The following is a 21,004-nucleotide window of genomic DNA, read 5'->3' as shown; positions in this document are numbered from 1 at the left end:
CAACACCGTCAGGCCACACGGCAGCCTTGGCAACCTGCCGCCGGCCATCTACGCCAAACTCAACGCTCTCGGCATGCAATGGGACGAAGCGCTTGAGCAACTGGGGAGCACCGCGCTCCCTCCTATTGCACCACCGAGCCCGAAAGGCTCAAATGACAAAAGGACTCTGCTCTCGGCTGGATGAAGTCGGGGGCTCACGTCACCGCCAACCAAGGGCCTGCCGCCTGTAAGAGAACACCCTAGGGGTTCGGCGGCAAGAGACTGGCGATAATTGCGGTCACGCAGATACGGCCGCTTCAATGCGGTTATGGTGCGAGGGGTGCGAAGGCGTTCCCATGTGAAGAGACCAGTCACGCAGCCGTGCGATCTTGACGAAGGCATCAAGGGCGGGAGAGAAGCGCCTCCCCTGGACGACAAGAAGGTGGACCTCCCGGCATACGGGATGGCGAGCACGGCCTCGCGGACATCCGAGCGAAGATCGCTGTCGAATCGGAAGGCCGCGCGCAGTTGCCGGTTCGCGGAAAGGACAACGCCGGCGGCGGCCACCTGTCCGGCTGGCACCGTAAAGTTAACCGACGGCAGATGAAGATCTGCGACGATGGGCCATGTTAGAAGTTGTTCGTGATCCGCTCTATCGTCGCCACCGCTTTCCCGCTGAGATCATCGCGCATGCGGTATGGCTCTACTTTCGCTTTCCGCTCAGCCTGCGCATGGTCGAGGAGATGCTGGCGGCCCGCGGCATCATCGTCACGCATCAGACCATTCGGAGTTGGGCGGAGAAATTTGGGCGACATTTCGCCAGGGAGATCAAGCGACGGTCTGCCGGCTGCCTGGGCGACAAATGGCATCTCGACGAATGCGTGATCAGCATCGCCGGCCAGAAGCAGTGGCTCTGGCGCGCCGTCGATCAGAACGGCTTCGTCCTCGACGTTCTGGTGCAGAGTCGCCGAAATGCCAAGGCTGCAAGGCGCTCGATGCGCAAGTTGTTGAAGGCCCAAGGGCATGCGCCACGGGTCATGATCACCGACAAGCTCCGTTCCTATGATGCCGCCAGGCGCGACCTCATGTCCGGCGTCGAGCGCCGGTCACACAAAGGCCTCAACAATCGGGCGGAGAACTCCCACCAGCCGACCCGACGACGAGAGCGGATCATGAAACGCTTCAAGTCGGCCCGCCAGCTACAGCGTTTCGTCTCCATCCACGATCCAATCGCCAACCTGTTCCACTTTCCCCGCAACACCCTGTCATCTGCCGACCATCGAGATTTGCGCGACCATGCAAATCTGGGGCGAAATCGCTCATGTCACCGAAGCGTGACAGCTCAACCCGCCAACTCTCTTTGTGCCAAGCGGTCGATAACTTTACAGTGCCCCCCATGGCATCAGCCTGATCCTCGCGGCCATGTTGTCAAAAATCTGACCAATCATGGAGATGATACATGTCGCGTACCGTCGCGGAGGCCCTCGTCGACGTCCTCGAGGAGGTTGGCGCCAAGCAGATCTTCGGCCTGATTGGCGACTCGCTGAACCCTTTGGGCGATGCCGTCCGGCAGAGCAAGATCGAGTGGGTCGGCGTACGGCACGCAACCTCGCGCGCCGTCTCACCAGCCTCCAGACGAGCCATTGCCAGTTCTCGCAAATCAATCGAATACGGCTTCGACATGCTGCCCGACCTCCTACGGTCAGCGTATCGAATCTGATCTGCCTGCTCTTGGGAATCCCGATTCGGTCAAAATGCAAACCGGTCTAGGCCCTTTCGGCTACGACGTGGAGGCGGCCTGGCGCAACGATTCCAAGATCTCCGTCGGCTCCTCTCGTATCGTGAAGTCGGGTTCAACGAACGCGCTGCGGATTCGGCCTTCCGTGTCGATGACATATGTCGCGGGAATAGGCAGCCTCCAGACTGGCGAGCCGTGCCTCGCACCGAAGTCGAACCCTTGTCCGGAATAATGCGATTTGGTCTCATCGGGCACACGGAACAATACGCCGTACGATACTGCAACCCCGTAGTCGACGTCGGACAGTACCTTCAGGTCGAGGCCGAGATTGTGCTTGAGCTGCCGCGGGAATTGCCCTGTCTCGGGTGTTACGACCGCAAGCGTTGCGCCTGCATTCTCGAATTCATCCTTCGCGGCCTGAAGCGCGCAGAGCTCAGCGGTGCAGAACGGACACCATCCGCCTCGGAAGAAACTGAGGACAAGGGGCCCCTCGCGGCGCATCTGCTCCGAGGAATGGAGGCGGCCGTCTGCATCCGGAAGGAGGAAGTCGGGCGCGGTGTCTCCGACCTTCAGCGCGTGCGATGCCACCCCCGTGTCGCGAAGCCAGCTGACAAGGTGGTTGTATGACTCCCAGTCTGCGGTGCTGAATGTCGTCATCAGCTCCGAGCGAATCTGGGCGAGTGTCTGGTCGGTGGGATTTGGCATTGATGGAGCGTCAGACTGCGGATCGATTTCTTGGGAGCGGTTGGCCGGCGGAGATGCACGTCGCGGTCATGCCGCCACGTCCGCCGTTTCCGGAAGCGTTACTTGTGGCATGCCGCGATGGGGCACGTCGACCGACCAGTCGCGAAGTCGTGCCACCTTGACGAAAGCATCCAGCGCCGGCGAGTAGCGGCGCCCCTGCACAGCCAGCAGCCGGACCTCACGCGAGACCTGAACGCCTTCGAGCGGAATGGTCTTGAGTGTGGGAAGACGCGGCATGTGCTCTGGTGCGAGCATCACGCCAAAGCCGGCGGCTGCCATGTGCTGCAGGTGCAATTCATGACAGCTGCAGTGGCCGAAATGGGGCAGTTCCTCGGGAAAATATGTCTGTTGGATCTTGGGGGCGACGTCGCATCCGGCGCGTTTCAGCAAGACGGTCTCCCGCAGGTCGTCGATGCCGATCGAGGGACGGTTTGCCAGTTGGTGTGTCGGTGCGAGAACTACGACATAGCGCTCCTCGAACAGCGGCCAACCGTCGATGCGGGCGGGTAGGTCCTGCACGTCGCCGACCATTGCGGCGTTAATCTCCCCCTCAAGCAACAGATTGACGAGTTTCTCCGTTGCACCCTCCCGCAGCTCGACGTGAAGCCCTGGGACGAACTTTGCGATCTCCGCGATCGGATCGAGGACGAGTGACGCCGAGATTGAGGGGGCGAGGCCGATCTTCAGCGGCGCGACCTCCTTGCGTTGAAACTCCTGGGCTCTGCGACGCACAGCCTGTGCCGAGGCGAGTGTGCGCTCCAGCATCGGAAGGACTTCCTTTCCGAGGTCGCTGAGCTGCGTCAGCTGGCGCTCGCGGTAGATCAACTGGCCACCGAGCTCATGCTCGAGCTTCTGCACGCCCTTGGTCAGGGCGGGCTGCGTGACGTTGCACTGCTCGGCCGCGCGAGTGAAATTAAGTGTCGACGCGACGGCGAGGAAATAGCGAACTTGATGAAGTTCCATGGTCGTTCTCTGTCAAGCTGCTGCTGTCGATTCCGATGAACCTTTGCACTCGTCGGCATGACGGCGCATGCCTCAGCGAGAGTGTATGTATGCCATTTCGACGCATACATTGAAACGGCCCGGCCTATTGGTTTGGACGCGCGGATACGCTTTCTGGAGCCTCTGAGAGCGGAGGCTAATGCGGTTCCGTAAGAAATCCGCAATCTTGACCAGCCAGTTCGATGACCGAACGTCCGGAGATTGTCATGCCCGAAAACATCACGCTCAGTATCAACGGAAAAGATCAGACCGTTTCGGTCGAGCCGGATGGCATGTTGCTATACACGCTACGCGACAATCTCGGGCTGCACGGTGTCCCAGATTCGGCTGCGGCTTGGGAATGTGGTGCCTGTACCGTCGTGATGGACGGCATTGCTATCCGTTCATGCATCACTCCGGTTTCCTCCGTGGGCGACAGCAGGATCACGACGTTGGAGGGGCTTGGCAGCACCGACAATCCCCACCCTCTGCAGAAGGCCTTCATTGAAGAGCAGGCGGCACAGTGCGGATATTGCATCAACGGCATGATCATGTCGGCGAAGGCGCTGCTGAATCAGACCCCGCATCCAAGCCGCGACGATATCAAAGAGGCGCTGGACGGCAATCTATGCCGCTGCGGCACCCATACCTTCCGCGCCGTGAACGGTCTCGTCAGCAGTGGACCCAGCGACAGCTGGCTGACTCCCGATGATCAGTACTTCTACCAGATCTTTGGAAATGCCTCGGTGCTTGTCAGCTACCGCCTCGACAAGGCAAGCGGCCGACTGACGGAGATTGGTCGAAACCCGATCCCCTACAACGGCACTGTAAAGTTATCGACCGCTTGGCACAAAGAGAGTTGGCGGGTTGAGCTGTCACGCTTCGGTGACATGAGCGATTTCGCCCCAGATTTGCATGGTCGCGCAAATCTCGATGGTCGGCAGATGACAGGGTGTTGCGGGGAAAGTGGAACAGGTTGGCGATTGGATCGTGGATGGAGACGAAACGCTGTAGCTGGCGGGCCGACTTGAAGCGTTTCATGATCCGCTCTCGTCGTCGGGTCGGCTGGTGGGAGTTCTCCGCCCGATTGTTGAGGCCTTTGTGTGACCGGTGCTCGACGCCGGACATGAGGTCGCGCCTGGCGGCATCATAGGAACGGAGCTTGTCGGTGATCATGACCCGTGGCGCATGCCCTTGGGCCTTCAACAACTTGCGCATCGAGCGCCTTGCAGCCTTGGCATTTCGGCGACTCTGCACCAGAACGTCGAGGACGAAGCCGTTCTGATCGACGGCGCGCCAGAGCCACTGCTTCTGGCCGGCGATGCTGATCACGCATTCGTCGAGATGCCATTTGTCGCCCAGGCAGCCGGCAGACCGTCGCTTGATCTCCCTGGCGAAATGTCGCCCAAATTTCTCCGCCCAACTCCGAATGGTCTGATGCGTGACGATGATGCCGCGGGCCGCCAGCATCTCCTCGACCATGCGCAGGCTGAGCGGAAAGCGAAAGTAGAGCCATACCGCATGCGCGATGGTCTCAGCGGGAAAGCGGTGGCGACGATAGAGCGGATCACGAACAACTTCTAACATGGCCCATCGTCGCAGATCTTCATCTGCCGTCGGTTAACTTTACGGTGCCAGCCGGACAGCTATTTCGCGCTGGCGCGTGCAGCAGACAAGCTCAGCGAGTTGCCGCGATCAGAAGCCACGTGCAGTGATTTGATGGTTCATCGGACCGTTAGGAATCGACACGCTGAGCACTCATTCGCGGAAGGCGCAATGAACGGGTCGATTGAATTCCTTTTGGCCATGACGGCGCTTAAGGGTCCGAAGCGCAACAATGCCAGGTCAATTCACCACCGCCGAGGGTACACGCTGCGCCTGCTTTCGTTTGCCCGATCTGGGTTTGCGTTTCAGCGCAGGCCGGACGATCCTGTATATCAGCAGGAGCCCAAGTAATCCCAGGTAGAGATATTGCTGCGGCGACAGCACTTTCGTCGCCAGAGAAAAATGGATGCCCCCAGATAAAGCGACAACGTAGACGAGCCGGTGCAGCCGGACCCAGTATTTCCCCAGCCTGCGGATCGAGAAACTGTTGGAGGTGACCGCGAGCGGCACCAGGAGGGCGAACCCCGCCATCCCCAGCATTATGAAGGGCCGCTTCGCCACGTCCGCGATGACGGTGTGTAGCACCAGTTCCTGGTCGAGCACCAGATAAACGGTGAAATGGAACAGGACGTAGTAGAAGCACAACAGGCCGAGCGCGCGGCGGTAGCGGGTGAGGTTCAATCCGAACAGTTCGCGCAACGGCGAGATCGCGAGTGTCAGTATCAGGAAGCGAACCGCCCACAGACCGAGGAACAGTTCGAATGTCTTGACCGGATCGGCCCCGAGATTGCCAGTCGCCCCACGATAGAACTGCCAGGCCGCCGGCAGGAGCCCGACCACGTAGAGCAACCAGATAGCGGCGCCCTTCCAGCGGCGTCCCGCTACCACCCCCATCAGATATTCGCCTTGAGATCCATGCCGCTGTAGAGGCTGGCCACCTCGTCGCCATAACCATTGAAGATCTCAGTCGGAATTCGGTTCGAGCTGAAGAAGCCACCGCCGCCGATGCGCCTCTCGGTTGCCTGGCTCCAGCGCGGATGCGGGACATTCGGGTTCACATTGGCGTAGAAGCCATATTCGTTCTGGGCTGTCAGGTTCCAGGTGTTCGGCGGCTGCTTATCGGTCAGGCTGATACGAACGATCGACTTGATGCCCTTGAACCCGTATTTCCACGGCACGACAAGACGAATGGGAGCACCGTTCTGGTTGGGCAGCGTCTCGCCATAGACACCCACGGCCAGGATCGTCAGCGGGTGGCGCGCCTCGTCGAGACGCAACCCCTCGACATACGGCCAGGCCAACGGCTGGAAGAGCCCCTTCTGGCCGGGCATTTCATCCGGCCTGACAACGGTCTCGAACGCGACGTATTTTGCACTGCCCAGCGGTTCAACCTTGTCGAGAAGGGCGGATAGCGGAAAGCCATCCCACGGGATCACCATCGACCACGCCTCGACGCAGCGCATACGGTAGACCCGCTCCTCCAAGGGAAACATCCTCATAATGTCTTCGAAAGAAAATGTCGTCGGTCTGGACACCATGCCATCGACTTTTATCGTCCAAGGAAGCGGCTTGAAGGCCCCGGAGTTCTCAGACGGATCCGATTTGCCCAGGCCGAACTCGTAGAAATTGTTGTAAGTGGTCACGTCCTGTTTCGGCGTCGGCTTATCGGGAACCGTGTACTCCGTGCTGGCAGCATTCAAGGGGGCTGAGAGCGCCGCAGTGGGGAGGATTGAGCCGACGCCTGCGGCAATGCTACCGGTAAGGAGGGACCTGCGGGAAAGCCATGCATCCTTCGAGGTGATGCATGACGCCGGAATCTTGGGTGGGCGATAGGTCATCTTCATATCCGGGAATGTTCGAGCCTGGAGGTTAAGCTGGCAAGCATGGTCTGAGGTGCTAAAATAAGCATCGCATTCGAAGGATCACACGCACAATTACGTGTATCGAATTTGAAGATCAGTGCTGCCCCACCATCGCAGAGCGGTACAGAGACTTCCAATGCGCCGCGGGTATAATTTCCATAGAGGCGAAGAATATCGCCGCGAAAGTCCGCATCGATCAGCCGAGACACAGAGGATTGCGAAACTCGCCGCGATCATCAATTACCCGCCCCTATGGAAACCATTCGGCACGGGTATTGGGCAAATCGGCTACGCTCGCGCCCAGTTCCGCGCGCGAATCGACGAAGATGTCCATCGTGTCGGTATCGCGCCGCGCTTCCCTGCCGCAGTTCGGGCAGGCGACATGCTTCCAGGTCGGGTGGTGGTCGAGCGGGTTGCCCGGTTTGTCGAACGACACGTCGTCGGGCAGCCGCACCGGCAACTGGTCGGCGGGGACCGGCACCGCGCCACAATCGTCGCAGTGGACCACCGGGATCGGGCATCCCCAGTAGCGCTGGCGCGAGATCAGCCAGTCGCGCAGGCGGAACTGCACCTTTCGGCTCGCCCGCGGCCTGCTGCCGATTGTCACGCCCGACAGACGTTTACGCCCATCAGCACGGGATCATGCACGGCGAGTGGGAAATGACACCACGTCATGAATTCGATAGCCGCGAGTTATGATAGTCATCAGGCACACGAGCGACTCAAGGAGGAGCTTGGGCGAGATCACTTTGAAAGCCGATCCTGGACGGGACGGCATTGTCTCAATTGCCGGCGTGTATCGTTACCATAGCGACTGGTAATTGACCGGCGACGGTGGAGACGGCTATGGAAATCCCTGACCTTCGTAGCCGCAGTTCCCACTATCGTCTTGCACGTCCATGGATCTAACCATGTGATGGTATGGCGGCGGCGCTGATCGTCACCGTGCAGGCTGCTGCTGCCTGTTCGGTTCGAAGCAATCGAACCCGAAGAGAGATTCCCGTGATCTGCTTTTATTTTCATCCGACGCCGAACCCCGCGAAAGTCGCACTCTTCCTCGAAGAGGCCGGCCTGCCCTACGAAGCCATCCCGGTGGACACCAGCAAGGGCGAGCAGCACGCGTCTTCGTTCCGGCTGATCAATCCGAATGGCAAGGTTCCCGCGATCGTCGACACCGACGGTCCGGGTGAACGCGAGGCGCGGGTTTTCGACTCGACTGCGATCCTCATTTATCTCGCTGAGAAATCCGGGAAATTTCTGGGCACGCCTGAGGATCGTCCGGAGCTTCTCTCTTGGCTTTTGTTCATCGGCTCCGGTCTAGGTCCATTTTCTGGCCAGGCCGTGCATTTCCAGTTCGCCGCACCCGAAGGGCTCGATTACGCGGTGAACCGCTACCGCCGCGAGGCGGAACGCCACTATCAGGTCTTGAACGATCACCTTGAAGGTCGAAACTTCATCGTTGGCGACACTTATACGATCGCCGACATCTCGGCCTGGGGCTGGCTCGACCGCGCCTCACGCGTAAGGAAGGGTGCCGAAGATCCACTCGCGCCGTTCCCGAACCTCAAGCGCCTGTTCGAGGCAGTCGATGCGCGACCGGCCGTGGCCCGTGCGCGAAACATCGGCAAGGGCCACACGTTCAAGACGGTCAATGACGAAGAGACGAAGCGGGCGCTCTTCCCGTCGAACGTCCCGCCAGCGCCTTAACAATACCCATGAGGAGGACACGTAGTGAGCGATAGCGGCGAATACATTCCGCCGAAGGTGTGGACTTGGGACAAGGCCAGCGGCGGCGCGGTCGCCTCCATCAATCGTCCGATTGCCGGTGCAACCCACGAGAAAGAACTTCCGGTGGGCACGCACCCATTGCAGCTCTATTCGCTCGGCACGCCGAACGGCAAAAAGGTCACCATCATGCTGGAGGAGCTGTTGGCGCTTGGCCACAGCGGCGCCGAATATGATGCATGGCTGATCAACATCGGCGATGGTGAACAGTTCGGCTCCGGCTTCGTCGAGATCAATCCGAACTCCAAGATCCCTGCCCTGACGGACCGCAGCGGACCGAAGCCGATTCGTGTCTTCGAATCCGGCGCAATCCTGGTGCATCTCGCCGAAAAGTTCGGCGCCTTCCTGCCCGCGGATCAGGCCACCCGCACCGAAACACTCTCCTGGCTGTTCTGGCAAATGGGCTCGGCGCCGTTTCTCGGCGGCGGATTCGGCCACTTCTATGCCTATGCCCCAACCAAACAGGAATATCCTATCAACCGCTACGCCATGGAGGTCAAACGCCAGCTCGACGTTCTCGATCGGCGTCTTGCCGATAACGAATTCATCGCCGGTGCTGATTATACCATCGCCGACATGGCAATTTGGCCTTGGTACGGCGGGCTCGTAAAAGGCTGGCTGTACGACGCGGGCGAGTTCCTCTCCGTGCAGGACTACAAGAACGTCACGCGCTGGGCCGATCAGCTCTTCGCACGCCCGGCCGTCTATCGCGGTCGAAAGGTCAACCGCACGAGCGGCACCCCGTCGAGCCGGCTTCATGAGCGACACGACGCGAGCGACTTCGATACGAGGACGCAGGACAAGCTCATGGGAGAGAAGGTATGAACATCGCCGGCAAGCGCGTCCTCATCACCGGCGGGTCGAGCGGTATAGGTTTATCCCTGGGTGCACCACAGAATAACGTCGGCGCGTTGTTCGGAGCCGTCCGGCGGCACCGTAACGTTAACTGAGCATCGACCAAAATGTGGGATCTGGCGGTATGACCATATTTGCCCGTGATCCTCTTTATCGCCGTCACCGATTTCCAGCGGACGTGATCGCCCATGCGGTGTGGCTCTATTTCCGTTTCCCACTCAGTCTGCGAATGGTCGAAGATATGCTTGCGGCGCGTGGTGTCATCGTCTCTCACCAGACCGTGAGGCTCTGGGCGGAAAAGTTCGGCAGGCATTTCGCCAATGATATCCGGAGGCGATCAACCGGCATGCTCGGCGACAAATGGCACCTCGATGAGGTTGTCATCACGATCGCCGGCAAGAAATACTGGCTTTGGCGTGCCGTCGATCAGGACGGCTTTGTTCTGGACGTCCTGATCCAGAGCCGCCGCAATGCCAAGGCTGCAATGCGTTTGATGCTAAAGCTTTTGAAAGGGCAAGGCCGTTCGCCACGTGTGATGATCACCGACAAGCTTCGATCCTATGATGCAGCCAAGCGGGAGATCATGCCCGGCGTCGAACATCGCTCGCACAAGGGCCTGAACAATCGGGCAGAAAACTCCCATCATCCGATCCGAAGGCGTGAGAGGATCATGAACGCTTCAAGTCAGCGAGGCACCTTCAACGCTTTGTTTCCATTCACGACCCGATCGCTAACCTCTTTCACATTCCCCGCCAGGACATTTCATCCACCCACCATCGCGAACTGCGAGCCGCAGCCATGGAAGCGTGGTGCCAAATCGCACGCTTCCACGCCGCCTGAACCAAAGCCATGCTCCCAAATCTTGCCTTCGCACAGTTAAGTTTACAGTGCCCTCGGAACAGCTACAGTTTCGCAGGGGCGCAGGTCAATTTGAGCCTAAAGCGGACTGTCATTTCTAGACCTGCGGACGGCAGGTTTGCGCCCCATGCACTAACCCGCTGCGCGGTAGCAGTCGCCAGGTTGCTGCGGGCCTTCACACGAAAGGTTCTAACGTCCGGTTTTTCTCCTCGCAGGTACCAGCCGCAGAAATCAGTTTGGTTTGACTATCCTTGTTCGTCTTTTTTTGTCCGATCTTTGTCCGGTGAATGGCTGGATTACCCTGATACAAGGGCTACGTTTGCAACACCCCATGGCTCACGGAGTGTCCAGAAATGACCGATACTGCCCTACTTGTAATTGATGCCCAGGAAAGCTTCCGTCAGCGCGCTAGCTGGGAGGAGGTCGATAGCCCGACCTATCTCAGAAACCAGCAGGCGCTCATCGACGGTGCAATTGATAAGGGCTGGAGGATCGTGCGCGTGTTCCATGCTGAGTCCGAAGGCATTTTCTCCCCTACTTCGGGCTTCGTTAGACCACTCGCCGAACTCAAGCTCGACAAGCCCGATCTCGAGTTCTTCAAGTTCAGGCATTCGGCCTTCGTCGGCTCACCGCTCGAGGTATACCTGATCGAGAACGGCATCCGTCGCCTCGTCGTCTCGGGCATTCGTACCGAACAATGCTGCGAGACGACCACTCGCCATGGTTCGGATCTCGGTTGGCAAATCGACTACGTCACCGAGGCGACCCATACAATGCCGCTTACCGACGCGACCGGAAAAACCTGGACGACCGAAGAGATTAAGGCCCGCACGGCAGCTGTGCTCGATGGCCGCTTCGCCCGCGTCTGCACGATCGCCGAGGCGCTGGCCGATGAGACGACGGCTGCCGCGGCATGACGACGCCGCGTCGGGTTCCAACCTACGTCGTACTACCGGCGCGGACCCTGTTGCTCGATGTTGCGGGGCCAATGGAGGCCCTGCGCTATGCCAATCGGCTGCAGCAGGAAGTGCAGTTCGACGTCGACTACATTGGCGCATTGCCCGAGGTCACGACCTCGATTGGGCTGCGCGTTGCCGGCATCTCGCCACTGCCCGAGGCCGTGGAGGCTGGCGCCATGATCGTGATCGCAGGTGATACCGACGAGCCGATGGACGCCGGGCAGCCGTTCGATGCACTCAATCAAGGGTCCGACGAATTGGTCCAGTGGCTCCGGCGCAGCTGGAAACCCGGCATGTTGCTCGCGTCGATCTGCTCGGGCGCTCTCCTGGCCGGGCGAGCGGGGCTGCTTGATGGCGTCAAGTCGCCCTCAATCGGACGATGATCTTCGCAGAGCGCAAGTTCGTGGCGACGCCGCTTACGATTGGTCTAAGAATCGGAGGTGCGGCCGAATTCGGAGGATTGCGAGCTACCCCGAACCTTGCTCGCTCGCGAGCCCTGGTCAGGCTTGCAAAGGTCTATCTCCCGGGCCTGGAGGATCATGGCGACGTCGCGTGGAGCGGCCACCGACCTGCGACTCCCGACACCTTGCCCGTTATCAGTCGTTCTCCGACCCACGCCCACATTTTGTATGTGTTCGGGCACGGCACCTCGGCCTCACACAAGGTCCAACCACCGGCAAACTCATTGGTGATCTGCTGTTTGGACGTGATCCGCCCATACCACTTGGACCCTACTCGATTGCGCGTTTCCGTGCTGCCAAGCGGACTGGTCCGGGAGCAGTGCATGGTCCGTATCCGCATGATGACTCACACAGATGAAGCAGTGAAAGGACACGAGATATGAGAGTTGGTTTTGTTGGTTTGGGGACGATGGGGCGCAACGCAGCCGCCAACTGCGAACTCACCTCATCCATCGTCCCGCGAAGGACGCCTTTCCACCGGCAGGTGGAACTTTATAGTCTCCTTCCTGGCAGTCTGTTCAGACAACTGCGGGCGAGCTCTCCCTTGTCCAGCGGAATTCGGTGCCGTCGCTCCACATGCGGTGCATGATCACCGCCAGCCGGCGTGCAAGTGCAACGATGGCCTTTTGCCGGCCTCGCCGCTTGGTGACGTTTGTTCGCCGTCAGCACCTCTGTCCCAGATTTGAGGTTGTGATTGAAGGAGGGTTTTGGTCTCGTCGTCTGACGAAGGCCCAAGATGAACCCTAAACCCTCAAGTACCAAAAAGCCTGCCGAGCAAGTGGTAAAGGGCAGCCAGACCTTGACTTTGTGACAGGATCGCCGGGTATTGCAAAATGGGCGCCTAAATGGCATTAACCGTTCGAGTTGAATCTCGTCGAAGGCTAGTCCTTTATCGGCTCGCCGAGTGTGTGCATCAGGCGGTTCGCCCAGCCGAAGATTGCCGACGAGAGGACGAGATCGAGTGCCTGGAGTTCGTCGAGGCCGACATCGGTCAGCATCTGAGCATCGCCAGCCGTGGCCACGGGCGGCGTTGGCGACAACCGGGCCGAGAAATCGAAGATTGCCTGGAGATGTTCATCGAGCGTGGCATCGAGCCCGTCGGCGAAGATGGCGTCGATCACGTCAGTGCGTTTCGTCTGGGCGGTGAACCGGGAGGCATGCACGGCGGCACAATAAACGCATCGGTTAACAACCGATGCTGCAACGGCACCCAGCTCGCGTTCGCTCGACGCCAAACCGTCTTTTCCATACATGATCAAGTTGAAGAGAGGCGAGCGGACGGCAAGCGTCTCGGGGTCGAGCGCCAAGGTGAGCACGTACGGCGAAATGCCCTTGTGAGACGGCGTCGTTTGCATCGCCGCATGCTGCTCGTCGGTCGCCGTCGCGAAATCAACCGGAACGACGTAGGGCTGCCAGCGGGGAACTGTGGTGGTGAAGGTGTGAACGATCTCGCTCATCGCATTTCTCCAAGCAACTTCAGGCCGGCAATGACACGCACCTGGTAATTGACGAACGCCGCAAGCTCAGCCAGCCGAACGATGTCGGCGTCGGTGAGGCCGACTTGGCGCAACGCGTCCACATGCACGCGTGTGGCATCACGAGGCGCAACTGTTAGCCGGTCGGCGTGACGGACGATCTCCGCAATACGCCGCTCCGCGCCGTTTGTCCCAGGATCGGCAAGCGAGGCCGTCGCCGGTTCACCGGCGCGCGCTACCAGGGTGTCGTAGTGGCTTGCGAGCGCGGGGTTGCGGTTCTGCCGCGCCATACGGGCGGCGAGCGCCGCCCTCAGTCCGTGGGATAGGCCGCCTGGATCACGAGGCAAAAGTACGGCGTCGTGCGCCGCTTCGCTCAGGCGCAAGATTTCCGCGCGTTTCTCCATGGCGGCCGCTAGGGCCGTGCCCGGCCGCACGGAAACAAGGGTTTCGATGAGTGTCAAGACTAGCTCCTCATGACGACAGCAGGTGTGCGGGGCAGGTAGGCCCGGCCGTCTAGTATGTCAAATTACCATGATTGCCCGCCAATGATGCGAAAAAATTATCTATTTCCAGTCGCGAATTAAGAACTATCATGCTGTACGCACATTGAGATGGATGGTTGATATCAATTATGCATTATAGCCCACTTGATATCCGGCAGCTTGAAGCCTTTGCAGCGGTGATGTCCGCCGGGAGCGTAACCGGGGCGGCGAGGCTTCTCAGCCGTTCGCAGCCGGCCGTCAGCAGGCTTATTCAGGATCTGGAAGCCGACATCGGCTATGCGCTCCTGCACCGGAGCGGGCCTCGCATTACTCCCACAGCGCGGGGACTGGTATTTCATGCCGAGGTCGAGCGTCATCTAGCGAGCCTGACGCATATCCGCGAGCGGGCAAACGCTATTGGACTCGACGAGCCGGCATCACTCACAATCGCAGCAACACCGTCGCTCGCAGCGGCGGTGCTTTCGCAGGCTATCGCGGCCGTCGCGCCAGGTCTCATTCCACGGCATCTCCACGTACAGGCACTTGCGGCCGAAAATGTCGTGCAAGCCGTACTCGCCCGCTCAGCGGACTTCGGGATCTCCAGTCTCCCGCTGGAACATCCGGGCCTCGACGTACACTGGATCGCCGATGCACCGTGCGTTGTTGCTCTCGCAGCGGACGACCCGCTCGCAGCCAACGACGTGGTGCGTCTCGCCGATCTTGCCGAACGTCGTATCATTACTTTGGCCAATCCCTTCCGTTTGCGGCATCGCATCGACGAGGCGTTTGGGCGAGCAGGAGTGTCACCGCAACGGATCATCGACGTCAACGCCTCTATGACCGCACTCACGATGGTCCGTGCCGGGCTCGGGGCGGCGATCGTCGAGCCTGCGACCGTCGTTGGCGTCCCGTTAGAAGGTATTGTGATGCGCGTACTCGATCACACTATTCCTTTCCTGTTCGGTGCGATCTCACCGGCCGCGCATCCGCTGACCCCGACCGTCGCCGCCATGATCGACGCGGCCCGCGCAGTCGCACTCGCGATGCCCGGTTGCCGGCTGCACGATTCCGGCAGCGTCGAGGTATTGGCCGACGCCGTGTATGGAGACATGCCGCTGCCTGAAGGAGTTTCGTCATGAGCGACCTGTCCTCTCTCCCTGAAGGACTCGACGGTCTCGAAGCGAGGCTGAAGCAGGACCTCGCTTGGCTCGAGCTGCCTGCCAAGTCCTGGGTTCCCCCCCGCCAGATCGATGGCAAAGCGGTGACCGACGTCGTCATCATCGGTGGTGGCATGGCTGGACTGGTCGCTTCTGGGATGCTGAAGCGGATGGGCGTCGCCAACCACGCCGTACTCGACAAGGCGCCTGCCGGGCACGAGGGGCCGTGGATCACTTTTGCACGCATGCGCACCCTCCGCTCTCCCAAGCAATTGACCGGGCCAGCCATGGGGCTGCCCGCCCTAACGTTCCGTGCTTATTACGAGGCGCGCTACGGTAGCGAAGCGTGGGTTGACCTCGACCGGGCGCCGCGTGAAATTTGGATGGACTACCTGATCTGGTATCGCCGGGTGCTCGATCTTCCGGTGCGCAACGGCATCTCGGTGGATGCAGTCCTCCCGCGCGAAGACGGAATGCTCGATCTGGTTTGCGAGCAGGACGGCCGCGCCGAAACGATGATCGCCCGCCACGTGGTACTCGCGACAGGTCGTGATGGTCTGGGTGGGTCTTACGTGCCGCCCATCGCCAACGGCATCGATCGGAAACTCTGGGCTCATACCGCCGACGAGATCAATTTCGCAGCTCTGAATGGCAAACGCGTCGGCGTCGTGGGAGCAGGCGCATCCGCGATGGACAATGCCGCGACCGCGCTTGAAGCTGGAGCTACGCGCCTCGACATGTTCGTGCGCCGCAAGGGATTACCGCGGATCAACAAGTTCACCGGCATCGGCAGCCAAGGAGTGGTGCACGGATTTGCAGGCCTCCCCGACGAGTGGAAGTGGCGGTTCCTGAACTACGCCATGGGTCAGCAGACGCCGCCGCCGCGTCCAAGCGTTCTGCGTGTCAGCGCGTTCCCACAGAGTCATCTCCACCTGGGAAGATCCATCAGCGCATTGGAGCAGCAGGCCGACCATGTTGTAGTGAAGACTCCTAAGGGTCATTATCCCGTCGACTTCCTGATCTTTGGTACGGGCTTCAAGGTCGACCTGACGAACCGGCCTGAACTCGCCGCCGTGGCACCCCATATCCGCCTATGGCGCGACCGCTTCCCTATTCCCGTAGACATGCGAAACGAAGAGCTTGAAGCGTCGCCCGACCTCGGAAACGCATTCGAGTTCCTCGAAAAGGAACCAGGTGCTTGCTCGGCTCTGGCGAAGATCCACTGCTTCAATTTCCCGGCCACGCTAAGCCACGGGAAGCTTACGGGCGATATTCCCGCGATCAGCGAAGGCGCCGACCGGCTGGCACGCGGCATCGTCAGGGCGCTCTTCGTCGCCGATAGTGAGCGCCACTTCGCCGATCTCCAGGCGTTCGATACGCCCGAGCTTCTTGGAGACGAGTGGCCGGACGACGACACCGGATCAGTCGAGGGCCCGACGCCTCCCGAACATTTTCCTGAAAGGACACCGACCTGAAATGCTTGAGCTCAAAAACCTAAAGCTGTCCTACGGAAAGACGCAGGTCCTCAACGGAGTCGATCTTGCGGTAAATCGCGGCGACGTGGTTTCGATCATCGGTCCCAGCGGCACTGGCAAGACTACGCTCCTAAAGTGCATCAATTATCTGGCCAAGCCGGCGTCGGGTACGATCGCCTTCGATCAGATCCGGATGGATTACCAGAGGCCGGATAAAAACGCGATCCAGGCGATCCGGCTCCGTTCGGCCATGGTCTTCCAGCAGTTCAACGTCTTCAAGAACATGACGGTCATCCAGAACGTGATGGATCCGCTCGTGGTCGTCCAGCGCAAGTCAAAAGAAGAGGCGCGCGTGATAGCCCTGCAAGAGCTTGAGCGTGTGGGCCTTTCCGACAAAGTTGACAGCTACCCCTCTCAGCTATCAGGCGGACAGCTCCAGCGGACTGGCATCGCGCGCGCGCTAGCCGTCAAGCCGGACGTGATACTGTTCGACGAACCGACGTCCTCACTCGACCCAGAACTTGTCGGCGAGGTTCTGAAGGTGATCAGGGACGTCACATCGTCCGGCATCACCTCGCTGCTCGTCACGCACGAGATGCAGTTCGCCAAGAACGTCTCGAACCGGATCGTTTTTATGGACCGGGGCATCGTTGCAGCTCAAGGCAGCCCGGCCGAGATTTTCGACGCGCCCTCCAATCCGCGTCTTACGCAGTTCCTCAGCACTGAACACTCCCTCTAAAGAAAGGATGCCTGAAATGTCTTCTACCCCTTCAACTTCCCGTCGTCGTTTCGGTCTCGCCCTAGCCGGCCTCACAATCGCCTTTGCAACAGCCGGCGCTTCCCACGCCCAGGACGTCCGCACGATCAAGATCGCCACCGCGGCAGAATCCAAGCCGCTGTCTTGGGGCGCGATCGGCGTCGAGCCGCAGGGCTACGAACCCGACGTGCTCAAGGCGATCAACGCAAAGCTGCCCCAGTATAAATTCGTGATGGAAGGCGCTGCCGACATTGCGCAGGAAACGGGCCTTGCCACCGGCAAGTACGACATTGCGACCGGCGGCTACTATCGCGCGCCTGCTCGCGAAAAGCAGTTCCTTATGCCTGAGAGCCCGATCGGCGCTAGCCTGATTAAGATCTACAGCCGTAAGGACAGCGGCATCAACGAGATGAAGGATCTTGTCGACAAGAAGATCGTGCCTGTCACGGCTGGCGGCGGCATCTACAAGTTTGCGACCAAGTGGCAGGAAGAGAACCCCGACACAAAGATCGAGGTCACGGCATCGAGCGCAGGCATCCCGTATCCTGATCGCCTGAAGGAAGTCGAGAATGGCAAGTACGACGCGCTGGTCCTGCCGTCTAACCTTGGCGAGCAGACCGTGATCGACCAGCAGAAACTCGACGTCAAGGCAAGTGAGCCAGTGGCGATCAACAATACCTTCGTCCTGATCCACCGCTCCGAGGAGAACAAGGCCCTCTCCGAAGACATCGACAAGGCTTTGAAGGAGCTCAAAGCCGATGGCACGCTCGCCAAGCTCTCGCAGAAATGGTTCGGCGAGGACATCACCACGTACATGAATTAACGCCGCGCGTAGTCCCGACGATCAAGGCCGAAACGACAAGAAGGAGTGTTCCAAGGTGGACCTTTCCATAATGATACCCGAGCTGCTAATGGCATTGCCGCTGACGCTCGCGATCACGTTCACGGCCATGGTCGTCGGCTTCGGCCTGGCGCTGACCGCAACAACGTTCCGGGTGCGCAGGATCCCGGTGATCAGCCAATTGGCTGACCTCTACGTATCCTATGCCCGGAGCGTGCCTGTGGTGCTCCAGCTGTTCGTTGCCTTCTATGGGCTCCCGTTGGTGGTGGCGCTGTTCGAAGTTGAAGATTTCGTGACACCAAACGTCGCTGCGATGGTTGGTCTTAGCCTCTATCATGGCGGTTATCTGTCGGAGGTCCTGCGTCCGGCTTACCTGGCCGTCGAACGTGGTCAACATGACGCTGCCGATAGTCTCGGATATACCTTCCTGCAAAAGCTTGTGCGCGTCGTCGGCCCGCAGGCCGTGCATATTGCGCTACCCGGCTACGGCAACTCGATCATCTACCTCATCCATAACGTCGCGCTGGTCATGTATATCGGGGCTGCCGATGTGATGGCGACTGCGCATCTTGTCATGGAGCGCGACTACAACCAGTACCAGTTCGAGACGTACCTTGTACTGGCGGTGATCTATTCGCTGCTCTGTCTCGTGGCGTGGCTCGTCGTGCGCTACTTCGAAACGCGAAACGCGAAGTTCGCGCCCAACACCATGCCGGCCAAGGCCACCCTGATGGCAAGCGTCTGATCTGAAGAGAAGGTCATCTCATGTTCGATTCCGAAGTCCTGCTCCCCGATTTGTACGACATTCTTGGCGCGGTTCCCGTGACGCTCGCCATGGCTCTGGTCGTCTTCGTGTGTTCAACGATCATCGGCGGCCTGTTTGCGATGGTTGAATATCGACGGATCCCTGTGCTCCGGCAACTCGTCGTTGCCTACAAGGTCGCCTTCAAGGGCGCCCCTATGGTGATCGTGATCTTCCTTGCATATTATGGTCTTCCGCCAGCCTCCCGGTTCCTCGCCTCTTTGGTCGGGGTAGATTACAACGGCCATTCGACACCGAACTGGGTCACGCTCGTCGTCGCGTTGACCGCTTGCGTTGCTGCGTTCCAGGCTGAGGTGGTGAAGGGTGCGCTGAATTCCTTCGATTCCGGCCAAGCTGATGCGGCCTACTCGTTAGGCTACAAGAAGAGCCAAGTGTTTCGACGCGTCATGCTTCCGCAAGTGATCGTTGCGGCTATCCCTGACCTTGCCAATTCGATCATGGTGATCATGAAAGCGCTGTCGCTGGGGTTTGCCATTGAAGTCGTCGATATTTTCGCCCAGTCACAATTGACCGCAGCGTTGAATTTTTACTACCTCGAAGCGTTCCTGATCGCCGTGGTGGTTTATATGGTTATTGCCTATATCGTCACCTACGCAGCAGACAGGATGGAACGGGCTCTTAGGGTATGGGCCTGATGGTAGCCCTCGGCTTTGCTGACTCAAGAGGGCGCTCAACCCGAGCGACATCCTGAGGATCAAAGCGGTGCTCGCCTTGATGGGAATCGAACCGTTGCCCTTTGGCAACCAATGGTGTTCGAGCTCATTGAGATATTTGCGATTTCGATGCCAAAAGAACTGCAATCTGCCGACTGAAAAAATCTCTAAAACCCGTCTCAAGTCGGCTGGAGTAGTGCGCTGGATTAAGGCACAAAGATCGCCTGGAACAAAGGCTCGACAGATGACCGGCACATCCGACACGTTGGCTCTCCCATCGACGGTGACAACGCCTCCCCGAAGATCGTCAGTGGACTCCTGGCCGAGATCGCCACCTATGGCACCGCCAGTGTCAGGCGAATCTATGGAGACTGGACCAAGCCGAACCTCAACGGCTGGAAGGAATTCCTGCTGGAGCACTCCATTCAACCAGTGCAGCAACTTGCCTACACGACAGCCGGATGCATTGGCAGGTCTCCACCGGATACGTCAAATGCGCACTGGTCGAGACCGCCATCGGGCGATACAAATCAGCATCGGGCGGCGTATACGGGCCCGGCCGTTCCATGCTCAGCAGACAGAAGTCGCCATCGGCTGCGCTATTCGCAACGGTATGTTTGCCTGCACACGGCCGAAATCCGTCCGCTGCGAGAAAGCTACGGCATAGTCAGCCGTTTCAAAGATCGGAAACTACGGGGAATCTGACAAACGCATCGACGCGACGCTTGGTGAATTCCACGCACCGGAAATTGCCAATGCCTCACCAAAGAAAAGCGCGCGAAGCATGTCATGATGCCTGTCAGCATCACTTCGGTAGTGCCTTTAAGTAGCAAGCCTTTCCTCAGCCAAGGCGTCTGCTTCATCTAGGAACTCGACAAGGGTATCCTTAGCCTCGTCCGGGAGTATGGATCCTGCATTGGCGGCCTCGATGCTGCTCGCGGCAGCGTGATAGAGAGGGCCTCGATCGATTGCCGGCCAGCTTACGAGAAATATTTGCGCTTCCTCGACCGAGCCTATCGGACGAATGCCAAACTCACCATCCTTTGCCCAGGCACTCACGCTGAACTTCTTCATGGACCGACCTCCCGCGTACTGTGAACCAGAACGCCAATACGCCCCGGAGGTTGCATAACGTCAACGCAATGGTGGCAGCATAACCAATCCGGCCCGATTTCAGAATAAAAGTTGAAGCCAATCTGGACGGATGGTGCACACCGAAGGCATAGGCTGGCGCTCCCGAAGGAGCATTGCCGAGACCCCAGCCCGCTTGCTCGCCAGAAGGTCCGCCGCGTTATGGTTGTAGCGAACCATTCTGCCCGGTCGAACAACGATTTGTGTCAGCTGTGAAATGAACTTAGGCGAAGGCACCGTCGCCACCGCTGTTGAACGGATTAGGGAAACTATCCTACGTCCTGGAGATTGCTGCACCAAAGCATTGGAACATTGTGAGCACGGACTGAAGGAGCGGCATTGATGGCGGATGCAGCGGCCATGTCAACTCGACAAGGTGAATC

At 59.5% G+C, this 21,004-nt stretch carries 19 protein-coding genes and 9 pseudogenes; 18 read left to right on the top strand and 10 right to left on the bottom strand.

What is annotated here, in order from left to right; translation table 11 throughout:
- The 3 genes and pseudogenes from ACX3P1_RS21710 to ACX3P1_RS21700 form a co-directional block, all read left to right on the top strand.
- Positions 1 to 184 (top strand): annotated as a pseudogene (locus ACX3P1_RS21710) (IS3 family transposase); the annotation flags it as partial.
- Between the two features lie 421 nt (positions 185 to 605).
- A pseudogene (locus tag ACX3P1_RS21705) lies at positions 606 to 1,271 on the top strand (IS6 family transposase); the annotation flags it as partial.
- Between the two features lie 167 nt (positions 1,272 to 1,438).
- Positions 1,439 to 1,699, top strand: a complete 261-nt coding sequence (locus tag ACX3P1_RS21700) for a thiamine pyrophosphate-binding protein (protein ID WP_459081680.1) — start codon at positions 1,439 to 1,441, stop codon at positions 1,697 to 1,699.
- 60 nt (positions 1,700 to 1,759) lie between these two features.
- On the opposite strand, the gene ACX3P1_RS21695 is transcribed toward ACX3P1_RS21700, so the two are convergent.
- Positions 1,760 to 2,422: a peroxiredoxin-like family protein gene (locus ACX3P1_RS21695; protein WP_459081679.1), complete on the bottom strand. Its 663-nt coding sequence runs from the start codon at positions 2,420 to 2,422 to the stop codon at positions 1,760 to 1,762.
- A 66-nt stretch (positions 2,423 to 2,488) separates the two neighbouring features.
- On the bottom strand, positions 2,489 to 3,424 hold the full coding sequence (locus ACX3P1_RS21690) for a LysR family transcriptional regulator (RefSeq protein ID WP_459081678.1): 936 nt from the start codon (positions 3,422 to 3,424) through the stop codon (positions 2,489 to 2,491).
- Between the two features lie 245 nt (positions 3,425 to 3,669).
- Here ACX3P1_RS21690 and ACX3P1_RS21685 point away from each other — a divergent pair.
- A pseudogene (locus tag ACX3P1_RS21685) lies at positions 3,670 to 4,089 on the top strand ((2Fe-2S)-binding protein); the annotation flags it as partial.
- Between the two features lie 274 nt (positions 4,090 to 4,363).
- Here the strand turns inward: ACX3P1_RS21685 and ACX3P1_RS21680 are convergent.
- From ACX3P1_RS21680 to ACX3P1_RS21665, 4 genes and pseudogenes are all read right to left on the bottom strand, one after another.
- Positions 4,364 to 5,029, bottom strand: a pseudogene (locus ACX3P1_RS21680) (IS6 family transposase); the annotation flags it as partial.
- A gap of 258 nt (positions 5,030 to 5,287) precedes the next feature.
- Positions 5,288 to 5,941, bottom strand: a complete 654-nt coding sequence (msrQ, locus tag ACX3P1_RS21675) for a protein-methionine-sulfoxide reductase heme-binding subunit MsrQ (RefSeq protein WP_459081677.1) — start codon at positions 5,939 to 5,941, stop codon at positions 5,288 to 5,290.
- Positions 5,941 to 6,885, bottom strand: coding sequence for a protein-methionine-sulfoxide reductase catalytic subunit MsrP (gene msrP / locus ACX3P1_RS21670; protein WP_459081676.1), 945 nt, complete (start codon positions 6,883 to 6,885; stop codon positions 5,941 to 5,943). Before msrP ends, msrQ begins: the two co-directional genes overlap by 1 nt.
- Before the next feature lie 301 nt (positions 6,886 to 7,186).
- Positions 7,187 to 7,492, bottom strand: a pseudogene (locus tag ACX3P1_RS21665) (class I tRNA ligase family protein); the annotation flags it as partial.
- Between the two features lie 419 nt (positions 7,493 to 7,911).
- On the opposite strand from ACX3P1_RS21665, the gene ACX3P1_RS21660 reads away from it, so the two are divergent.
- The 6 genes and pseudogenes from ACX3P1_RS21660 to ACX3P1_RS21635 all read left to right on the top strand — a co-directional run bounded on the left by ACX3P1_RS21660 (position 7,912) and on the right by ACX3P1_RS21635 (position 12,210).
- Complete coding sequence (locus ACX3P1_RS21660; RefSeq protein ID WP_459081675.1) at positions 7,912 to 8,616, top strand: glutathione S-transferase family protein; 705 nt, start codon at positions 7,912 to 7,914, stop codon at positions 8,614 to 8,616.
- A gap of 24 nt (positions 8,617 to 8,640) precedes the next feature.
- Positions 8,641 to 9,519 carry a glutathione-dependent disulfide-bond oxidoreductase gene (yghU, locus tag ACX3P1_RS21655; RefSeq protein WP_459081674.1) on the top strand — a complete coding sequence of 293 codons (879 nt, stop codon included), beginning with the start codon at positions 8,641 to 8,643 and terminating at the stop codon, positions 9,517 to 9,519.
- 154 nt (positions 9,520 to 9,673) lie between these two features.
- A pseudogene (locus tag ACX3P1_RS21650) lies at positions 9,674 to 10,389 on the top strand (IS6 family transposase).
- A gap of 371 nt (positions 10,390 to 10,760) precedes the next feature.
- Positions 10,761 to 11,324 (top strand): cysteine hydrolase family protein, encoded by a 564-nt coding sequence (locus ACX3P1_RS21645; RefSeq protein WP_459081673.1) that lies wholly within the window; start codon positions 10,761 to 10,763, stop codon positions 11,322 to 11,324.
- Complete coding sequence (locus tag ACX3P1_RS21640; protein WP_459081671.1) at positions 11,321 to 11,749, top strand: helix-turn-helix domain-containing protein; 429 nt, start codon at positions 11,321 to 11,323, stop codon at positions 11,747 to 11,749. The genes ACX3P1_RS21645 and ACX3P1_RS21640 overlap by 4 nt, the downstream gene beginning before the upstream one ends.
- Positions 11,746 to 12,210, top strand: a complete 465-nt coding sequence (locus ACX3P1_RS21635) for an NAD(P)/FAD-dependent oxidoreductase (RefSeq protein ID WP_459081670.1) — start codon at positions 11,746 to 11,748, stop codon at positions 12,208 to 12,210. Before ACX3P1_RS21640 ends, ACX3P1_RS21635 begins: the two co-directional genes overlap by 4 nt.
- A 135-nt stretch (positions 12,211 to 12,345) precedes the next feature.
- On the opposite strand, the pseudogene ACX3P1_RS21630 reads toward ACX3P1_RS21635, so the two are convergent.
- The 3 genes and pseudogenes from ACX3P1_RS21630 to ACX3P1_RS21620 form a co-directional block, all read right to left on the bottom strand.
- Positions 12,346 to 12,477: pseudogene (locus ACX3P1_RS21630) on the bottom strand (IS110 family transposase); the annotation flags it as partial.
- Positions 12,478 to 12,708: 231 nt separating this feature from the next.
- Positions 12,709 to 13,284, bottom strand: a complete 576-nt coding sequence (locus ACX3P1_RS21625; protein ID WP_459081669.1) for a peroxidase-related enzyme — start codon at positions 13,282 to 13,284, stop codon at positions 12,709 to 12,711.
- A complete protein-coding gene (locus ACX3P1_RS21620; protein ID WP_459081668.1) occupies positions 13,281 to 13,763 on the bottom strand; it encodes a CMD domain-containing protein in 483 nt (160 codons plus the stop codon). Before ACX3P1_RS21620 ends, ACX3P1_RS21625 begins: the two co-directional genes overlap by 4 nt.
- A gap of 170 nt (positions 13,764 to 13,933) precedes the next feature.
- Between ACX3P1_RS21620 and ACX3P1_RS21615 the strand changes: the two genes are divergently transcribed.
- The 8 genes and pseudogenes from ACX3P1_RS21615 to ACX3P1_RS21580 form a co-directional block, all read left to right on the top strand.
- Positions 13,934 to 14,923, top strand: a complete 990-nt coding sequence (locus ACX3P1_RS21615; RefSeq protein ID WP_459081667.1) for a LysR family transcriptional regulator — start codon at positions 13,934 to 13,936, stop codon at positions 14,921 to 14,923.
- Positions 14,920 to 16,416 (top strand): NAD(P)-binding domain-containing protein, encoded by a 1,497-nt coding sequence (locus ACX3P1_RS21610; protein WP_459081666.1) that lies wholly within the window; start codon positions 14,920 to 14,922, stop codon positions 16,414 to 16,416. The genes ACX3P1_RS21615 and ACX3P1_RS21610 overlap by 4 nt, the downstream gene beginning before the upstream one ends.
- Before the next feature lies 1 nt (position 16,417).
- Positions 16,418 to 17,155: an amino acid ABC transporter ATP-binding protein gene (locus ACX3P1_RS21605; RefSeq protein WP_459081665.1), complete on the top strand. Its 738-nt coding sequence runs from the start codon at positions 16,418 to 16,420 to the stop codon at positions 17,153 to 17,155.
- A gap of 16 nt (positions 17,156 to 17,171) precedes the next feature.
- Positions 17,172 to 17,996, top strand: a complete 825-nt coding sequence (locus tag ACX3P1_RS21600) for an amino acid ABC transporter substrate-binding protein (RefSeq protein WP_459081664.1) — start codon at positions 17,172 to 17,174, stop codon at positions 17,994 to 17,996.
- Between the two features lie 55 nt (positions 17,997 to 18,051).
- Positions 18,052 to 18,759: an amino acid ABC transporter permease gene (locus ACX3P1_RS21595; protein WP_459081663.1), complete on the top strand. Its 708-nt coding sequence runs from the start codon at positions 18,052 to 18,054 to the stop codon at positions 18,757 to 18,759.
- A 20-nt stretch (positions 18,760 to 18,779) separates the two neighbouring features.
- A complete protein-coding gene (locus ACX3P1_RS21590; protein ID WP_459081662.1) occupies positions 18,780 to 19,472 on the top strand; it encodes an amino acid ABC transporter permease in 693 nt (230 codons plus the stop codon).
- Between the two features lie 262 nt (positions 19,473 to 19,734).
- Positions 19,735 to 19,946: pseudogene (locus ACX3P1_RS21585) on the top strand (NYN domain-containing protein); the annotation flags it as partial.
- Positions 19,943 to 20,157 (top strand): annotated as a pseudogene (locus tag ACX3P1_RS21580) (IS5/IS1182 family transposase); the annotation flags it as partial. The pseudogenes ACX3P1_RS21585 and ACX3P1_RS21580, both read left to right, overlap by 4 nt.
- 155 nt (positions 20,158 to 20,312) lie before the next feature.
- On the opposite strand, the gene ACX3P1_RS21575 reads toward ACX3P1_RS21580, so the two are convergent.
- On the bottom strand, positions 20,313 to 20,564 hold the full coding sequence (locus ACX3P1_RS21575) for a DUF982 domain-containing protein (protein WP_459081661.1): 252 nt from the start codon (positions 20,562 to 20,564) through the stop codon (positions 20,313 to 20,315).
- Positions 20,565 to 21,004 lie beyond the last annotated feature (440 nt).

It is taken from the genome of Mesorhizobium sp. A623, from assembly GCF_054489405.1.
This window is presented reverse-complemented; position numbering and strand designations above follow the sequence as displayed.